Source organism: Yoonia sp. TsM2_T14_4, from assembly GCF_049602355.1.
Lineage (GTDB): Bacteria > Pseudomonadota > Alphaproteobacteria > Rhodobacterales > Rhodobacteraceae > Yoonia > Yoonia vestfoldensis_A.
In genome coordinates this window covers 1,573,730-1,589,665 of the sequence record NZ_CP187137.1, presented here as the reverse complement: position 1 = coordinate 1,589,665, position 15,936 = coordinate 1,573,730, and the positions used below count along the sequence as shown (strand labels likewise).

The window sequence follows — 15,936 nt, the reverse complement described above, 5'->3', positions numbered from 1 at the left end:
AGACGAGGCTTAACAGACCCCGATCCGCCCCAAAAAACACGCGCAACCTGTCGACACGTCAGACCAGCCAAACGGTCAGGCCGCGGGCGCCATCCTCAGCAGGATGTCCGCAACAACGCAATCCGGCGCAGCAGTTTCAAAGCGGTGTTTCGCTTTGCCATCCAGCATCAAGATCGCGCTGCCTTAGGGTGTGTTGGTGTAAATATTTTCAACTTATCGTGAGCAGCCCCTATTTTCACCAGCGGAGGCTTTTTGTATCTATGCGCTGATCAAATAGCCTGTTAGTCTAGATTGCAGCGCCGGTCAGATGCCGGATTGTGCAAGAAAGCGATAAGAAAAAATGGCATATTGCTGGTGTAAGTCCCGGTCTTTACGTGTCTCATTGGTGCAATGCGAAGTGGCCGCGTTTTTCTTTCTGAATCCCATAAGGAACTGAAGATATGAGGAAAAAACGCATCGTTGGTCGCGGGCCGTGCATGTCAAATGATCCGCTGCGTCGCGTTATCGTACTGCGCGCGGCATCACCCCGCGAAGCATGCTGATCCTCTGACGGTTTTGTAGCCTGATCTTAATCAATTTGTTTTTTACTGGCCTTTCGAAGCCGCGACCGGAGCATCCTATGTTTAGATTCCTTGCCATCCTTTTCACAACGGCCGGTTTGTCCGGCACGCTTGCGCTGCCGCTTTTTGCGCAAGACCTGCTGCGGCCTGTCAAGCTGATGACAGTGGCGGATCAGGATCATCGGATGACACGGACATTTTTTGGTCAGGTCAACGGGCGTCAAACTGTTGATCTGGCCTTTCAGGTGGGGGGCCAAATTCAGGACCTGCCAGTCATCGAAGGGCAGTTTTTGCCTGCGGGCGAAATGATTGCCCAGCTCGACATGGAACCGTTCGCGTTGCAACTCGAACAAGCGCAGCTGCAAAAAAACGAAGCCGACCGCACTGTGGACCGGCTCCGGCGCCTGGCGGGCAGCGCTGCCAGCCAGGTTTCACTCGAACAGGCCGAAACGCAGGCACAACTTGCTGCACTGGCTTTGCGCGATGCTGCCAACCGCCATCGACATGCCACGTTGCAGGCCCCTTTTGATGCCCTTGTGGCAAGCCGCAAGATCGCCAATTTCAGCACGATCACGGCGGGCACGCCTGTCGTGCGGCTGCATGACATTTCTGAATTGTGGATCGAGATCAACGTCCCCGAAGTGTTGTTCCAGCGCTTTGATTCTGAGGATGACGTGCGTTTCCATGCCACGTTTCCGAGCCATGCCACCCGCTATCCGCTTGTCGTTCGGGAATTCACGGCCGAAGCCTCGGCCGTGGGACAAACCTTTCAGGTGACGCTTGCGCTGCAATCGACGGATGGGCTGCATATTCTGCCCGGTTCGTCGGCAACCGTCACCGCCGAGGCCACAGGCGGTCTGCAAGGTGCTGTTTTGCCAGCGTCGGCCGTGGGCATTGATCCGGATGGATCGACCTATGTGCTGTCGTTTCAGCCAGAGCCCGATGGAAACGGCACGCTGCACCGCCAATCTGTCATTGTGCAGCATGCCGATGACGGCAGTTTTGTCGCAATCAATGGCCTCGAAGCCGGGGTCGAAATCGTTGCTGCTGGCCTGCCGGTTCTGGAAAACGGCCAAAGAGTCCGGCGGTTTTCCGGGTTTGGCAACTAAGGAGCGTGACCATGAACATTGCACGCGCTGCCATCGACAGGGCTTTGCTGACGTGGATATTGATTATCGGCTGTCTGCTCGGCGGGCTGTGGGGGTTCAACAGCCTTGGGCGGTTGGAGGACCCTGCATTCACGATCAAGACAGCGGTGATTGTCACGCACTACCCAGGGGCCTCGGCCGAACAGGTGGCGGTCGAGGTGTCGGAACCGCTGGAAACCGCAATCCAAAGAATGGCAGAGGTTGCGCGGATCAGCTCGGTCAATCAGCCTGGCCAGTCGCTGATCGAGGTTGAAATCCATGCGACTTACGATAGCGACACGCTGCCTGCCATCTGGGTCAAGCTGCGCAATCGGATTAGTGATGCAGCCCGTGGCCTGCCGCAAGGCGTGACCGCACCGGTGGTCAACGACAGTTTCGGCGACGTGTTCGGCATCTATTACGCGGTGGTGGCCGAAGGGTTGAGCAATGCCGAAAAGCACCAGCTGGCAAGCTTCTTGCGCCGTGAACTGCTGGTGGTTGACGGTGTCGCTGATGTCGAGGTCAGGGGTCTGCCGCGCGAGGTGATCTATGTCGAACCCGACATGGTAAGAGCCGTAAACATGGGCGTGGCCCCGCAGGCGATTGCAGGGGCGATCGCGAATGCAAATTCTGTCGTGGACGCCGGCGCCCAAGACATTGGCAGCGCGCGCACCTTGATTCAGGCCCCCGAAGGCTCTGACAGTGTATCGGCGATTGCCGGCCTGTCGCTTGGGGTCGAAGGGCAGGTCCTGAGCCTGTTTGACATGGCGCATGTCTATCGCGGCGTCGAGGAACATCCCGCGATTATTGTGCACCACAATGGCGAGGACGCTTTCACGCTTGGGATTGCAGGCGCGTCATCTGAAAACATTGTGGATGTTGGATCACGGGTCGATCAGCGGCTGGCAGAGCTGGAATTGGACATGCCTTATGGGGTGACATTGCACCCGATCTACCAGCAGCATCTGGTTGTTCAGACGGCCTCGAACGACTTTCTGATCAATCTGTTCTTGTCAGTGCTGATTGTTGTGCTGGTGCTTGCCCTGTTCATGGGCTGGCGTGCCGCCGTGGTCGTCGGTACGACCCTGTTTCTGACTGTCGTTGGTACGCTGTTTTTCATGGCGATCTTTGCCATCGAGATGGAGCGGATTTCGCTGGGCGCATTGATCATTGCGATGGGCATGCTGGTGGACAATGCCATTGTCGTGGCCGAGGGGATGCAGATAGCGATGCAGCGCGGCAAGTCTTCGCGTGATGCGGCCGAGGATGTGGCCCGCAAGACCCAGATACCCTTGCTGGGCGCGACCGTTATCGGGATCATGGCCTTTGCCGGTATCGGGCTCAGCCCGGACGCCACAGGCGAGTTCCTGTTTTCGCTGTTCGCGGTGATCGGCATATCGTTGCTGCTGTCGTGGATACTTGCAATCACAGCGACCCCGCTGCTTGGGCATTATCTGTTCAGGCAGGGGGCGGCGGGCGGTGCAGATGCCTATGATGGACGGCTGTTCCGGCTGTACGGATCGGTTTTGCATGCTGCGATCCGGGCGCGTTGGCTGGTGGTGGTGGCGCTGCTTGTGGTGACGGTGGCGTGCTATGCAGGCTTCGGCCAGGTCAAGCAGCAGTTCTTTCCAGATTCCAACACCCCGCTGTTTTTCGCGCATTACAAGCTGTCGCAAGGCACGTCCATCCACACGACATCCGCGCATCTGGACCATTTGCAGCAATGGCTGTCCAAGCGTGATGAAGTCGTGTCGGTCACGGCTTTTGCGGGCGACGGCGCGGCGCGGTTCATGCTGACCTATGCCGCCGAACGGGCCAACGCGAGCTATGGGCATCTGATCATCCGCACCCGCACGCTGGATGATATTCCGGCGCTGAAGGCCGATCTGGATGCTTTTGCCCGCGAGACCCTGCCACAAGGAGAATTCCGCACCAAGCGGCTGGCCTTTGGTCCGGGCGGCGGCGATCCCATTCAACTGCGCCTGTCGGGCAGCGACCCTGCGGTGCTGCGCCAGTTGGCCGAGACGGCACGTGCCGTCATGCAGGACGCGTCGCCAAACTTGCGCGATCTGCGCAGTGACTGGCGCGAGCAGGAACTTGTGCTCGCCCCGATCTATGCCAGTGACCGTGCGCAGGCCGCAGGCATCGACCGCGATGACATCGCGCAATCGCTGTTGTTTGCGACCCAGGGGACAGTCGGTGGCGTCTATCGCGAGGATGAGCGACTTATCCCCATTGTGGTGCGTCAGGCGCCGTCTGCCGGGTTGGCCTTGATGGATCAGGTCGTGTATTCCTCGAGTGCCAATGCATTCATCCCGATCGAGCAAGCCATAGATGGCCTGCAATTCGAGGTGCAGAATACCTTGCTGCACCGGCGCGACCGTGTCCTGACGCTGACCTTGTCAGCAGATGTCGCCCCCGGCCTGACCACCGCCACCGTGCAACAAGAGATCCGCGCCGCCGTCGCAGCAATGCCTGTACCCAACGGCTATAGCGTCGCATGGGGCGGAGAGCTGGAAAGTTCGATGGACGCAATGACAAGCCTTGGCCAACAGCTGCCAGTCAGCGTGATCGTGATGGTGCTGATTTCGATCGTGCTGTTTTCGGCGCTGCGTCAGCCGCTGATCATATGGCTGCTGGTCCCGATGTCGGTGAACGGTGTGGTCATCGGGCTTTTGGCAACGGGTATTCCGTTTAGCTTTACAGCGCTGCTGGGCCTTTTGAGCCTTTCGGGTATGCTGATCAAGAACGGCATTGTGCTGGTCGAGGAAATCGATCTGGTGCGCGCAGAAGGCATAGCGCTGCGCGAAGCGATTGTCACCGCCTGCGTGTCGCGCCTGCGCCCTGTGGTCTTGGCTGCGGCCACAACAATTCTGGGCATGGCGCCGCTTTTGGGGGATGCTTTCTTCGTGTCGATGTCCATCACGATCATGGGTGGGCTTGCCTTTGCCTCGGTGCTGACCTTGATTGCTGTGCCGGTGCTTTACGATCTGTTCTTTTCGCGCGACGAGGTCGGCACGCCTGCTGGTGCAGGCGCGCGCTGATCAAGGCGTGAGCGTATACCGGATTTGCACAAGACCAGATCGGCGCGATGTGGCTGGTGTCGGAAAGACTTGGTGTCGGTAAAGACTGGCCTGTCAGGGTGGCTGTTGTGTTTCAATGCCGGTCCGCCCTGATGACGCAAGCCGAAAGATCATTGGCCATGCGGTTGCCGCGTGGCCGGTTGCTCTGCCTTGATGATCGTCAGCCGGTCGGGCTGGGCGCGCCGCCCCGATCAGGGCATGGCTGTCATACTCACCCATGCCCCGACGGTGGTGGCATTCCACAAAGCGATGCCATGTGCCAGCCAAGGCATTGGTTGGAACTCAGCACCGGCAGGCCCAATTCCACCGAAAGGGGGGCGAGGATATCGCGTGTTCGCAGATTGGTGCAGGACAGAAATATGCCATCAAGCTCTGCCTGCCGCGCAAGCGCGCGCGCGGCATTGGCAATAGAGGCGGGCGCGATGCGCGCGACCTTGGCTTCGACTTCTTCACCAAACGACAAGGTGGCGGGTACGGTGATGCCCGCGGATTCGAATGCCGCGCGGATCGGCGTGGCAACCGATGCGATATATGGAGAGACAATGCCGATCCTAGTCAGCCCCAAAACACGGCACTTTGCCAGCGCCGCAGTCAGCGGGTCCGTCGCGGCACGGGTCTGCGCGGCCCCCATCACAAGATCCCGCACACGCCCTGCGCCGATCAGGGTCGTCCCGGATGTGCAGGCATAACCGACAACATCTAGCCCGGGGGGCAACAGCCCGGCCGCGGTGGGCAACGCGGTTTCCATCTGGGCGATGCTATCGGGCGTCAGCTCTGCGCCCGAAGGGATACGGCTGATATGCAGCTTGACGCTGTCTGGTGCGAACAGATGGCGGAAATCCTGTTCGATCGTTTCATCGACCTGCAGCACGATCAGCCCAAGGCGCGGCAGGCTGTCGTCTTGCAGGTCATAAGGAAAGGCGGTCATGCGGTGATCTCTGGCAGCTCATGCGATGCGCGCGGTGATAGCACTTCGGCCCCATCCTTGCGCAGCACGATGTTTTCTTCATGCACCATGATCCGTCCGTCACCCGTCACACAGCCCGGTTCCAGCGTCAGCACCATACCTTCGCGCAGGGGTGTTTCGTCCAGTGGTGTAAAGGACGGCCATTCCGTCAATGTGATGCCAAGCCCGTGGCCCAGCCTGCCGCCGGATGGTGTGGCACCGTATTTTTGCAGGTTTGCGCAAAGGGCCGCATGCACATCACAGGCGCGCCATCCGGGGCGCAAAAGGGCCAGCGTGTCCTCGGTTGCCTGCCAAAGTGCGGCATGGGCGCGCCGTGCGGTGTCTGACGCGCGGCCAATCGCGAAATTGCGATCAAAATCGCAGAAATAGCCATTTTTGACAGCACCTGTGTCCAGCATCAGAATATCGCCGCGCCGCAAAGGCTGCGGGCCAGCGGGCGAGATCACATCGCCGTACCCATCTGGCCCCGCACCGCCCGCAACATAGCTGACCCAATCCGCCCCTTCGGTCAAAAGCGCGATCTGGAAGTCACGGAAAACGCAGGACAGGGGCTGACCTTCGGCTGCAAACTCTGGCACGCGGGCAAAGGCGCGCCCCGCAATGGCACAGCTTTCGCGGATCTTGTTGATCTCGGCCTCTGATTTCACCTCGCGGATGCGCTGGATGCAGGCGGTGGCATCCACGATCTGGCGCGGTGCAAGCCGTGCGCGCAGCAGGTCATAATCTGCAAGCGGCATGCGCAAATGTGTCTCTAAACCCATCGGCACGCCAATCTGTCCCTGTGCCGGGACCAGATCGGCCAAGGCACCCGCCAACAGACTGATCCCGTCATCGCGCGGGTCGGGCGCGTCCCAAGTGCGGATGTCATGCAGCCATGTCTGGCCCATCAGTGCCGCCCCGATTGACGGGATCACCGCCACCGGATCATCCGCCACCGGCACGATCACAAACCAGGGCCGCGCGGGGCTGGCCCAGAACCGGGTCAGAAAACCAGTGACATAAAACACATCCGCAGGTGTCGTCAGCAAGAGCGCATCCAGCCCCTGCGCGGCCATTCCCATCTGCAGCTTTGCCACACGATCACGGTATTCCTGCGCTGCAAAGATTATCATGGGTTCAGCCATCCTCTGGCCCTTCGCTTAGGATGGCCATCACACGCGCCTCGCGCGGTAAATCCAGCCCCGCAAGCAGGGCCGCAACGCCCGCAGCACCCGACGGGGTGGTCGGCAGCTGATATTCCGCTAACAAATCAACCGCACGCTGCGCCGTATTTTCCGAAATTGTAACAAAGTCATCGGCATCGCGCGCCAGACCATGCAGCGCAATCATCGACGCTGTCTTGCAATCTAGTCGCCCCATGCTGGACACAGGGCCGGTGGTATCCACCAGCCGGCCTGCGCGGATGCTTTCGATCAGGGCGGGGGCGGCGTCGGGTTCGACCACGATGATCTGTGGGCTGTCGCCCCAGACATGGCGGGCATGGGCCGCGACCGCCGCTGCCAGCCCCCCGACACCGGCTTGCAGCAGGATATGGGTCGGGGGCTGGTCGATCTGGGCTGCGGCCTCGGCGGCGAGTTGCAGATACCCTTCCATCACCCGCAGGGGCAATGCGGTATAGCCCGGCCATGAACTGTCCGACAGCAAGGTCCACCCATTGGCGTCAGCGGCCCGTGTGGCGGCCTGCATGCTGGCCTCATAATCCGCACCGTCGCGGACCACCGTGGCGCCTTTGTCCTGCAGGCGGGCGGCAAAGGTTTCTGGCACGGCCTGCGACAGATAGATCACCGCGGCTGCGCCAAACAGCTGCGCGCCTGCGGCCACCGACAGCCCGTGATTGCCCGCGCTGGCCGTCACATAGACCTGGCCTTGCAAGGCATGGCGCAGGTCGGGTGCGTTTGTTGCTGCTGCAGCGCGCGCGATGGCATAGGCCGCGCCAAGTGCCTTGAAACTGCCCAACCCCATGCGCCCGCGTTCATCCTTCAGCCAAAGCTGGCCAATCCCAAGGTGGGCGGCTAACGCGAGCTCTTGGCGCAGGGGCGTCGGGGCATGTGCAGGACAGCGCGCCAACAGCTGGCCAACGTCGCGCGCATCAGCCAGCGGAAACAGCGTTTCGCCAGGCAATCCTGACCCGCGCCAAGGATTTTTCAGATATTGACCCATAAACACCCCGTTCCTGACAGGGCCAGAATAATGCATTGCGCGATTGGCTTGACGGAAATATCGGCCCTGATTGGCGCTGATTTAGGATGGATCGGCCCTGTTTGGGCCGATTTTCGGACGAAGGGCCAGAATATGCTTCTCTTTTGGCCGATGTTACGCAATCCCTGTCGGCATGGATATATTCGACGCCCGTCTTCTCAACGCGCTGCAATCGCGCGCGCGCGCCACCGCCGAAGAGCTGTCCGCCCAGGTTGGGCTGTCGCCGGATGCTTGTCGCAAACGGGTGGCGCGGCTGCGAGCCTCTGGCCTGATCGAGGCCGAGATCGCGATCCTTGATCCGGCCCGTGCCGGGCGCGGCTTGATGCTGATTGTCGAAGTCACGCTTCAGAATGAACGCAAGCGCGATCTTGACCGGTTCAAATCGGCCATGCAGGCCGCGCCTGAAGTGATGCAATGTTATTACGTCACCGGAAACGCCGATTTCATCTTGATGATTTCCGCGCGCGATATGGCCGAATACGAGGCGTTTACCCGCCGCCATTTCTTTGCCGAAGACAATGTCCTGCGTTTTCGCACCAGCGCCGTGATGGACCGGGTCAAGACCGGCTTTGCGATCCCGGTTGAGGGCGATTGATCGCGGTTTGATTGCCATGACGCGACTGCATCGGGCTGCTGCTATGCAGCGCCGATACCGGCCCTGTGCGGCGTCAGGCCGTCAATTGTTGTTCAGCATGAATTGCGACAGGACCGGGCTGCAGGCGGCACCCAATGCGCGCGCATCGCTGCCGATACTGCCGCTTTCGATCACCGGCAGGATCAGCCCGCGCGTGTCCTCTGTCTCGATGGCGCGACGGACCTTTTTGACCAGTTCTTCGCGGATAACGGGTGGAAAGGCCCCGTCGATGATGATCGCCTCGAAGTCGATGACCGCGCAGGTGGACAGGCTTGCTTTTGCAAGCTCGATCGCGGTCTGGTCCAGCCATGGCGTCACATGATCGGCAAGATCGGTCCAGCTTTGCGGATTGTTCCAAAGCGTGATCGGGTTATGCCCGGCCTGCCGCAAACGCGCCTCCAGCGTATGGATCGACGCCGTGTCAACCAATTGGCGGCTTTCGCCACTTGGCCCGACGCTGCGCAGTGATCCCAGCGCGCCTGCATTGCCCAGCCGCCCCTCATAGACCGCATTGTTCAGTACGATGCCGCCGCCGACAAAGGCGCCCACGAAGAAATAGGCATAATCGCGAAACTGCTTGCCGCGCCCATAAAGGTGTTCGGCCTGACAGCCCGCCGTCGCATCATTGATGACAAAGACAGGCAGATCGGTGAAACGCGCCATTTCTGCGGTGAAATCGATGTTCTTCCAGGATTGGAACTCTGCCGCGTTCGGCCCTGTCAGGTCGTGCCAGTTCCACAGGTCGAAGGGTGCCGCGATGCCGATGCCACATATTCTGGCCAATTCGCTGTGGCTAAGATCGCTGGCCGCAGCGGCAAGCCCTGCCTGGACAAAGCCGAACACTTCGCGCGGAAGGGGATGGGTATAGGTCACCTGACGGTGCAACCGGATACCGCCGGTGAAATCTGTCAGCAGAAAATTTGCAGACCGCCGACCGATCTTGATCCCGATCGAATAGACGCCGTTCTTGTCAAACATCATGGGAACGGACGGTTTGCCAACTTTGCCCCGTAAAGGATCGCCACGCGTCAACAACCCGTCCGATTCCAGCTTGCGCAGGATCGCCGAAATTGTGGGTGGGGACAGATGCGACAGGCGTGCAAGGTCCGGTGCGGGCAATGACCCGTGCCGCTGCAGCAACGACAATAGCAGCCGCTCGTTATGGTCGCGGACACCTTTCTGGCTCAGCCCCATGCTGAGCGATCTGACCAATCCGTCATCCATCTGACATACCTTTACCTGCCATTTGGGGCATTTGTAGCGCCCTTTCATAAATTAATAAAGTTAATTAATAAATTGACAACCCGACACGAATCGCCTCTTTTGCGGTCATTCGCCGATGGTTCGGCCTGCGCCGCAGGCAGGCAAACGGCCCTAAATTTCTGGGAGGAAATCATGAAAAAACTGCTTATCTCGACGGCACTTGTGGCCATCACCAGTGTCGCTGCCACATCGGTCCAGGCGCAGGGCGTCTCGGCCTGTTTGATCACCAAGACCGATACCAACCCGTTCTTTGTCAAGATGCGCGAAGGTGCCGAAGCCGCTGCCGCCCAAGCAGGCATCACGCTGCGGTCCTATGCCGGCCGCGTTGATGGTGACCATGAAACGCAGGTTGCCGCCATTGAAACCTGCATCGCTGATGGCGCATCCGGTATCCTGATCACCGCGTCGGACACATCGTCCATCGTCGGTGCCGTCACGCAGGCCCGCGATGCCGGTCTGCTGGTGATCGCGCTTGATACACCGCTGGAACCGATCGACGCTGCAAACGCCACCTTTGCCACCGACAACTTTCTGGCGGGTGAACTGATCGGCCAATGGGCTGCTGCCTCGCTGGGTGACGCGGCTGGCGATGCACGCATTGCGATGCTGGATCTGGCCGTCAGCCAGCCATCGGTGGACGTGCTGCGCAACCAGGGCTTTTTGCAAGGCTTCGGCATTGATCTGGGCGACGCGAACCGGATCGGTGATGAAACCGATGCGCGTATCGTCGGCAATGACGTGACCGCAGGCAACGAAGAAGGCGGTCGCCGCGCGATGGAAAACCTGCTGGCCATCGATCCGATGATCAACGTGGTCTATACGATCAACGAACCCGCCGCCGCCGGTGCCTATGAAGCTCTGCGCTCGATCGGCCGTGAAAACGATGTGCTGATCGTGTCGGTCGATGGTGGCTGTCCCGGTGTGCAGAACGTCGCCGACGGCGTGATCGGTGCCACATCGCAGCAATATCCGCTGCGGATGGCCGCCCTTGGGATCGAGGCGATTGCCGCCTTTGCCGCCGATGGCACAATGCCTGAAAACACCCCCGGCAAGGATTTCTTTGACACTGGCGTCGCCCTTGTCACCGATATCCCCGCCGATGGTGTTGACAGCATCAACGTCGCCGAAGGTCAGAACCTGTGCTGGGGCTAAGCCTTTAAGACACCCGATGATAATGGGGCGGAGAAATTCCGCCCCTTTTTCCACCCCCGCGCTAGACTGCGGGGACCAAGACCGCAGGGGAGGCGCGCCATGTCCAGTCAGAAAGATGATTTCGAAGCCGTGGTGAAAACCGGCGCTCCTGGGACTGTCGCAGCCTTTGCACCCGCGCGCAAAGGCGGGCTGGCACAGATCCAGCACATGTTGCACCTGCAACCCGCGCTGGTGCCGCTGTTCGTGCTGGCGATGTCGATCCTGACCTTTGGGCTGCTTTTGGGCACCAAATTCTTTTCGCCTTTTGCGCTGACGCTGATCTTGCAGCAGGTGCAGATTGTGGGCATCGTCGCTTCCGCACAAAGCCTTGTGATCCTGACCGCAGGCATCGACCTGAGCGTTGGGGCCATCGCCGTTCTGTCCAGCGTCATCATGGGGCAATTCACCTTCCGCTATGGTTTGCCGGTCGAGGTGGCCGTTTTGTGCGGGCTGGCCTTTGGCACCGCTATCGGCACGCTGAATGGCTGGCTGGTCGCGGTGATGAAGCTGCCGCCCTTTATCGTGACATTGGGCATGTGGCAGATCGTGCTGGCCGCCAATTTCCTGTATTCGCGCAACGAAACCATCCGTGCGCAAGATATCGAAAGCCAGGCGTCGCTGCTGCAGTTTCTTGGCACGACCTTCAAGGTCGGCGCAAACGATGCGGGGCAGGGCGGTGCCACCTTTACCTATGGCGTGATCGCCATGGTGCTGATTTTCGTCATCCTTGCCTATATGCTGCGGCACACCGCCTGGGGGCGGCATATCTATGCCGTGGGCGATGACCCTGACGCGGCACAGCTGTCAGGCGTGAATGTGCGCGCGACGATTATTTCGGTCTATGCGCTGACCGGCTTTATCTGCGCCATCGCGGGCTGGGCCTTGATCGGGCGGATCGGCAGCGTCAGCCCGACATCGGGGCAATTGCTGAATATCGAAAGCATCACCGCGGTGGTGATCGGCGGCATCAGCCTGTTTGGCGGGCGCGGGTCGATCCTTGGCACGTTCTTTGGCGCGCTGATCGTGGGGGTGTTCACGCTGGGCCTGCGGCTGGCGGGCGCGGATGCGCAATGGACCTTCCTGCTGATCGGGGTGCTGATCATTGCGGCGGTCGCTGTGGACCAATGGATCAGAAAGGTATCAGGCTGATGGAACCGATTCTTCAAGGGCGCGGGTTGGTCAAACGATACGGCCGTGTGACCGCGCTGGACCATTGCGATTTCGATCTTTACCCGGGCGAGATTCTGGCCGTGATCGGCGACAATGGCGCCGGCAAGTCATCGTTGATCAAGGCAATGTCTGGCGCCATCATCCCCGATGAAGGTGATGTCATGTTGGAAGGCCGCAAGGTCAGGTTCACCTCGCCCAACGATGCGCGCCGCGAAGGGATCGAGACGGTCTATCAGACGCTGGCGATGTCACCTGCCTTGTCGATCGCAGACAACATGTTCATGGGGCGCGAATTGCGCAAACCGGGGATCATGGGCAAGGTGTTCCGCCAGCTTGACCGGCCGCGGATGGAAAGGCTCGCCCGCGAAAAGCTGACCGAACTGGGGTTGATGACGATCCAGAATATCAATCAGGCGGTGGAAACGCTGTCGGGTGGCCAGCGTCAGGGCGTCGCCGTGGCGCGTGCTGCGGCCTTTGGGTCCAAGGTCATTATCCTGGACGAACCCACCGCCGCACTGGGCGTCAAGGAATCGCGCAAAGTGCTGGAACTGATCCTTGACGTGCGCGCGCGGGGGATCCCGATCATTCTGATCAGCCACAACATGCCGCATGTCTTCGAGGTGGCGGACCGCATCCATATCCACCGTCTGGGCAAGCGGCTGTGCGTGATCAATCCGGGTGATTACACGATGTCGGATGCCGTGGCCTTCATGACCGGTGCGCGCGAGCCTGAAACGGCCGCCTGACTCGCGCCGGCGCATCACCGCATGGCACAAGATCATCATCCAAGGCGGATATGGCGGGCTTAACGCGACGTCGTTGACAACCGGGGCGCGTGGCACCACGCGCAGATCCGCAATTGAGCCAACCCGTCAAAGCCGGTACATGTTTTTATGCGCCAATGATGTGAGAGCGGCTCAATGTTCGAAGTCATCTGTATCTCTTTTGCATTCTTTTTTGGGCTAGCGGTACGGCAAGTCGGCTTGCCACCGCTCGTTGGCTTTCTTGCCGCGGGTTTTGCGATAAATGCAGTAGGGCCAAGCCTTGGTGTGCCGGAGGAGACCGGCGAGATACTGAAATATGTCGCGCATTTGGGCGTGCTTTTGCTCTTGTTTGCGGTCGGCCTGAAATTGCGCGTCGAACAGGTGTTCCAGCCGCAAGTGCTGGCGGGGTCGCTTGTGCATTTTGCAGTGACGGCAAGTGTCTTTACCTTGGGGCTTGCCGTGTTCTTGCAGCTTGATTGGAATACCGCGTTGCTGCTGGCCATCGCGCTATCGTTTTCATCGACGGTGTTCTCTGCAAAGATCCTGGATGCAAAGCGTGATCTTGGTTCATTTTATGGCCGTACCGCCATTGGCATTTTGATTGTTCAGGACGTTATTGCGCTGGTGGTTCTGGGGATATGGAGCGGGCAGACGCCCACCGTTTGGGCGCTGGGCGTCTTTGCAATTCCGCTGCTGCGACCTGCCCTGCACCGGTTGCTGGATTTCACCGGCCATGACGAGCTTTTGGTCCTGATGGGGATGCTGTTGGCGCTGGTCGTGGGGGGGATGGGGTTCGAAAGTCTGGGCCTGAGCGCTGAAATCGGTGCGCTGGTCATGGGTCTTTTGTTATCGACGCATCGTCGCGCAAAAGAATTGTCCGACGCGCTTTGGGCGTTGAAAGAGGTTTTTCTTGTCGGGTTCTTCCTGCAGATCGGGATGTCGGGTCTGCCGGATCTGGATGATCTCGTTTTTGCCGGGGTCTTTGCACTTGTTCTGCCGCTCAAGGGGGTGCTGTTCTTTTTCCTGTTCATTCTGTTTCGCATGCGCGCCCGCACGTCTTTCATGGCCGCCGCCAGCCTGACCGCCTATAGCGAATTTGGATTGATCGTCGCGGCAGGTGTGCTGACGGAATGGCTGGTGCCGCTGGCTGTCGCGGTCAGCCTGTCATTTGTGGTATCCGCGCCATTGAACAGGCTTTCACAAAGGTTTTTCGACCGCTACGAAGACCGCCTGCAGCGGTTCGAACTGTCGCGGGTTCATGTTGATGAATTACCCACCGATCTTGGCAATGCGCGCATCTTGATCCTTGGTATGGGGCGCATCGGAACAGCGGCCTATGATCATCTTAGCCCGGTTTGCGACCGGATCGTGGCGATTGATGCTGACACCTACAAGACCACGGCACATCGCGCGGCTGGCCGGAACGTCTGGTTTGCAGATGTCGAAGATGCCGGTTTCTGGCGCGGCCTTGATATATCCCTGCTGAAGGTGGTGATCCTTGCCATGGACAATGTCGAGGCAAAGGAATGTTCAGCCCGCGCGCTGCGCCGTAACGGGTTCGAGGGGGCGATCGTGTCGCATGCGCTGTTTGAAGACCACATCGACCGCCTGACATCCGCGGGCGCGACCCATACTTATCTGACGATGAATCAGGCCGGGATGGGGCTTGCCGATCATGCCGCACGCGCGATCGCACTTGCTGTGCCGGGCGATGACGGCGCGTGATTTTGGCGCGGAAGTTGTGACAATCTGATGCTGATGAACGAGAAGCCGAAAAAAGTTGCGCGTCATGGTGACAACATCGCGGTGAAAACAACCCAAACCGGCCTTGTCAGACTTGCCTTGGTCATGGAACAGATGGGCATCGCCACACCGCGCAGATGGCGTCTGATACGAATGCCCGTCAGAAACGGGCGGCGATTTTGGCTCATCGCCCCGCAGCAACCGCCGACAATTTGAAGATACAGAAAAATGCAAATCTCTCGACACGCCAGATTATCCATTGCCCCGATGATGGATTGGACCGACCGGCATTGCCGTTACCTGCACCGGCTGATGTCGCGGCATGTGCTGGTGTATTCCGAAATGGTCACAGCCCCCGCCGTGATCCATGGCGACCGCGACCGTCTGATCGGCTATGGTCCGGCGGAACATCCGGTGGCTTTGCAATTGGGCGGGTCCGATCCTGCGCTGCTGGCGCAGGCGGCGCGGATTGCAGCCGACATGGGCTATGACGAGGTCAACCTCAATTGCGGCTGCCCGTCGGACCGCGTGCAATCGGGATTCTTCGGTGCGGTGTTGATGGAAAATGCCGCCCTTGTCGCCGAATGTGTCGCGGCAATGATCGCGGCGGTTGATATTCCGGTGACCGTCAAATGCCGGATCGGGGTTGATGACCAGACCCCGTCCGACGTGCTGCCCGATTTCATCGCGCGGGTGTCGGCGGCGGGGGTGGACCGGTTTTCCATCCACGCGCGCAAGGCGTGGTTGCAGGGTCTCAGCCCCAAGGAAAACCGCGATATTCCACCCCTTGACCATGATCTTGTGATCGCGATGAAGGCGCTATTTCCGCATCTGCACCTGTCGGTCAATGGCGGGATCACGTCCCTGGATCAGGCGCAGGACTTTCTGGATCGCGGGTTGGACGGGGTGATGATCGGGCGCGCGGCCTATCATACGCCCTGCGATATCCTGCTGGATGCCGATGCCCGCATCTACGCCGACCCTTCGGGCCGCAGTGCCGAGGATGTCGTGCATCTGATGCTGCCCTATATCGCGGAGCATCTGCAAAACGGCGGGCGGCTGGGGCAGATCACGCGCCATATGCTGGGCATGTTCCAAGGCCGGCCGGGGGCCAAGGCGTGGCGGCGGCATCTGTCCGAACATGCGCATCAGGACGGAGCGGGGCCGCAGACCGTGTTGGCCGCCCTTGCCCATGTGACGCAAGCGGCGGCCTGAGCTCTGGTCATTTCCAGACC

Annotated in this window: 13 protein-coding genes; 9 read left to right on the top strand and 4 right to left on the bottom strand. The window is 60.0% G+C overall.

Annotated elements, in window-relative coordinates:
• Window positions 1-619 precede the first annotated feature (619 nt).
• Together ACPF9B_RS07780 and ACPF9B_RS07775 are read left to right on the top strand one after the other, a co-directional pair.
• Complete coding sequence (locus ACPF9B_RS07780; protein ID WP_424176521.1) at window positions 620-1,669, top strand: efflux RND transporter periplasmic adaptor subunit; 1,050 nt, start codon at window positions 620-622, stop codon at window positions 1,667-1,669.
• A gap of 11 nt (window positions 1,670-1,680) precedes the next feature.
• Complete coding sequence (locus tag ACPF9B_RS07775) at window positions 1,681-4,731, top strand: efflux RND transporter permease subunit (RefSeq protein ID WP_424176519.1); 3,051 nt, start codon at window positions 1,681-1,683, stop codon at window positions 4,729-4,731.
• A gap of 250 nt (window positions 4,732-4,981) precedes the next feature.
• Here ACPF9B_RS07775 and ACPF9B_RS07770 read toward each other — a convergent pair whose 3' ends face one another.
• The 3 genes from ACPF9B_RS07770 to ACPF9B_RS07760 are packed head-to-tail and all read right to left on the bottom strand — an operon-like array spanning window position 4,982 to window position 7,897.
• Window positions 4,982-5,698 carry a maleate cis-trans isomerase family protein gene (locus tag ACPF9B_RS07770; RefSeq protein ID WP_424176517.1) on the bottom strand — a complete coding sequence of 239 codons (717 nt, stop codon included), beginning with the start codon at window positions 5,696-5,698 and terminating at the stop codon, window positions 4,982-4,984.
• Window positions 5,695-6,861 carry a M24 family metallopeptidase gene (locus ACPF9B_RS07765; protein WP_424176515.1) on the bottom strand — a complete coding sequence of 389 codons (1,167 nt, stop codon included), beginning with the start codon at window positions 6,859-6,861 and terminating at the stop codon, window positions 5,695-5,697. The genes ACPF9B_RS07770 and ACPF9B_RS07765 overlap by 4 nt, the downstream gene beginning before the upstream one ends.
• On the bottom strand, window positions 6,854-7,897 hold the full coding sequence (locus tag ACPF9B_RS07760; RefSeq protein WP_424176513.1) for a pyridoxal-phosphate dependent enzyme: 1,044 nt from the start codon (window positions 7,895-7,897) through the stop codon (window positions 6,854-6,856). The genes ACPF9B_RS07765 and ACPF9B_RS07760 overlap by 8 nt, the downstream gene beginning before the upstream one ends.
• A gap of 172 nt (window positions 7,898-8,069) precedes the next feature.
• Here ACPF9B_RS07760 and ACPF9B_RS07755 point away from each other — a divergent pair, with 172 nt between their 5' ends.
• Window positions 8,070-8,531, top strand: coding sequence for an Lrp/AsnC family transcriptional regulator (locus tag ACPF9B_RS07755; RefSeq protein WP_424176511.1), 462 nt, complete (start codon window positions 8,070-8,072; stop codon window positions 8,529-8,531).
• An 81-nt stretch (window positions 8,532-8,612) separates the two neighbouring features.
• Here the strand turns inward: ACPF9B_RS07755 and ACPF9B_RS07750 are convergent, their stop codons facing one another.
• Window positions 8,613-9,794 carry an ROK family transcriptional regulator gene (locus tag ACPF9B_RS07750; protein ID WP_424176509.1) on the bottom strand — a complete coding sequence of 394 codons (1,182 nt, stop codon included), beginning with the start codon at window positions 9,792-9,794 and terminating at the stop codon, window positions 8,613-8,615.
• Between the two features lie 171 nt (window positions 9,795-9,965).
• On the opposite strand from ACPF9B_RS07750, the gene ACPF9B_RS07745 reads away from it, so the two are divergent.
• The 6 genes from ACPF9B_RS07745 (at window position 9,966) to dusA (ending at window position 15,916) form a co-directional block, all read left to right on the top strand.
• Window positions 9,966-10,985, top strand: a complete 1,020-nt coding sequence (locus ACPF9B_RS07745; protein WP_007204457.1) for a sugar ABC transporter substrate-binding protein — start codon at window positions 9,966-9,968, stop codon at window positions 10,983-10,985.
• Window positions 10,986-11,084: 99 nt separating this feature from the next.
• Window positions 11,085-12,173 (top strand): ABC transporter permease, encoded by a 1,089-nt coding sequence (locus ACPF9B_RS07740; protein WP_424176507.1) that lies wholly within the window; start codon window positions 11,085-11,087, stop codon window positions 12,171-12,173.
• On the top strand, window positions 12,173-12,940 hold the full coding sequence (locus tag ACPF9B_RS07735) for an ATP-binding cassette domain-containing protein (RefSeq protein WP_040482758.1): 768 nt from the start codon (window positions 12,173-12,175) through the stop codon (window positions 12,938-12,940). Before ACPF9B_RS07740 ends, ACPF9B_RS07735 begins: the two co-directional genes overlap by 1 nt.
• Window positions 12,941-13,177: 237 nt before the next feature.
• Window positions 13,178-14,683, top strand: a complete 1,506-nt coding sequence (locus ACPF9B_RS07730; RefSeq protein ID WP_242601235.1) for a cation:proton antiporter — start codon at window positions 13,178-13,180, stop codon at window positions 14,681-14,683.
• Between the two features lie 27 nt (window positions 14,684-14,710).
• The gene (locus ACPF9B_RS07725; RefSeq protein WP_424176504.1) at window positions 14,711-14,917 is read left to right on the top strand and encodes a hypothetical protein; all 207 of its coding nucleotides are present in this window, start codon (window positions 14,711-14,713) and stop codon (window positions 14,915-14,917) included.
• Window positions 14,918-14,968: 51 nt separating this feature from the next.
• Complete coding sequence (gene dusA, locus ACPF9B_RS07720) at window positions 14,969-15,916, top strand: tRNA dihydrouridine(20/20a) synthase DusA (RefSeq protein WP_007204462.1); 948 nt, start codon at window positions 14,969-14,971, stop codon at window positions 15,914-15,916.
• Window positions 15,917-15,936: the final 20 nt, after the last annotated feature.

What these genes read in the sequence shown, in the direction of transcription:
- ACPF9B_RS07780 (WP_424176521.1), top strand. Translation starts at nt 620, where the DNA reads ATGTTTAGATTCCTTGCCATCCTTTTCACAACGGCCGGTTTGTCCGGC.
- ACPF9B_RS07775 (WP_424176519.1), top strand. Translation starts at nt 1,681, where the DNA reads ATGAACATTGCACGCGCTGCCATCGACAGGGCTTTGCTGACGTGGATA.
- ACPF9B_RS07770 (WP_424176517.1), bottom strand. Translation starts at nt 5,698, where the DNA reads ATGACCGCCTTTCCTTATGACCTGCAAGACGACAGCCTGCCGCGCCTT.
- ACPF9B_RS07765 (WP_424176515.1), bottom strand. Translation starts at nt 6,861, where the DNA reads ATGGCTGAACCCATGATAATCTTTGCAGCGCAGGAATACCGTGATCGT.
- ACPF9B_RS07760 (WP_424176513.1), bottom strand. Translation starts at nt 7,897, where the DNA reads ATGGGTCAATATCTGAAAAATCCTTGGCGCGGGTCAGGATTGCCTGGC.
- ACPF9B_RS07755 (WP_424176511.1), top strand. Translation starts at nt 8,070, where the DNA reads ATGGATATATTCGACGCCCGTCTTCTCAACGCGCTGCAATCGCGCGCG.
- ACPF9B_RS07750 (WP_424176509.1), bottom strand. Translation starts at nt 9,794, where the DNA reads ATGGATGACGGATTGGTCAGATCGCTCAGCATGGGGCTGAGCCAGAAA.
- ACPF9B_RS07745 (WP_007204457.1), top strand. Translation starts at nt 9,966, where the DNA reads ATGAAAAAACTGCTTATCTCGACGGCACTTGTGGCCATCACCAGTGTC.
- ACPF9B_RS07740 (WP_424176507.1), top strand. Translation starts at nt 11,085, where the DNA reads ATGTCCAGTCAGAAAGATGATTTCGAAGCCGTGGTGAAAACCGGCGCT.
- ACPF9B_RS07735 (WP_040482758.1), top strand. Translation starts at nt 12,173, where the DNA reads ATGGAACCGATTCTTCAAGGGCGCGGGTTGGTCAAACGATACGGCCGT.
- ACPF9B_RS07725 (WP_424176504.1), top strand. Translation starts at nt 14,711, where the DNA reads ATGCTGATGAACGAGAAGCCGAAAAAAGTTGCGCGTCATGGTGACAAC.
- dusA (WP_007204462.1), top strand. Translation starts at nt 14,969, where the DNA reads ATGATGGATTGGACCGACCGGCATTGCCGTTACCTGCACCGGCTGATG.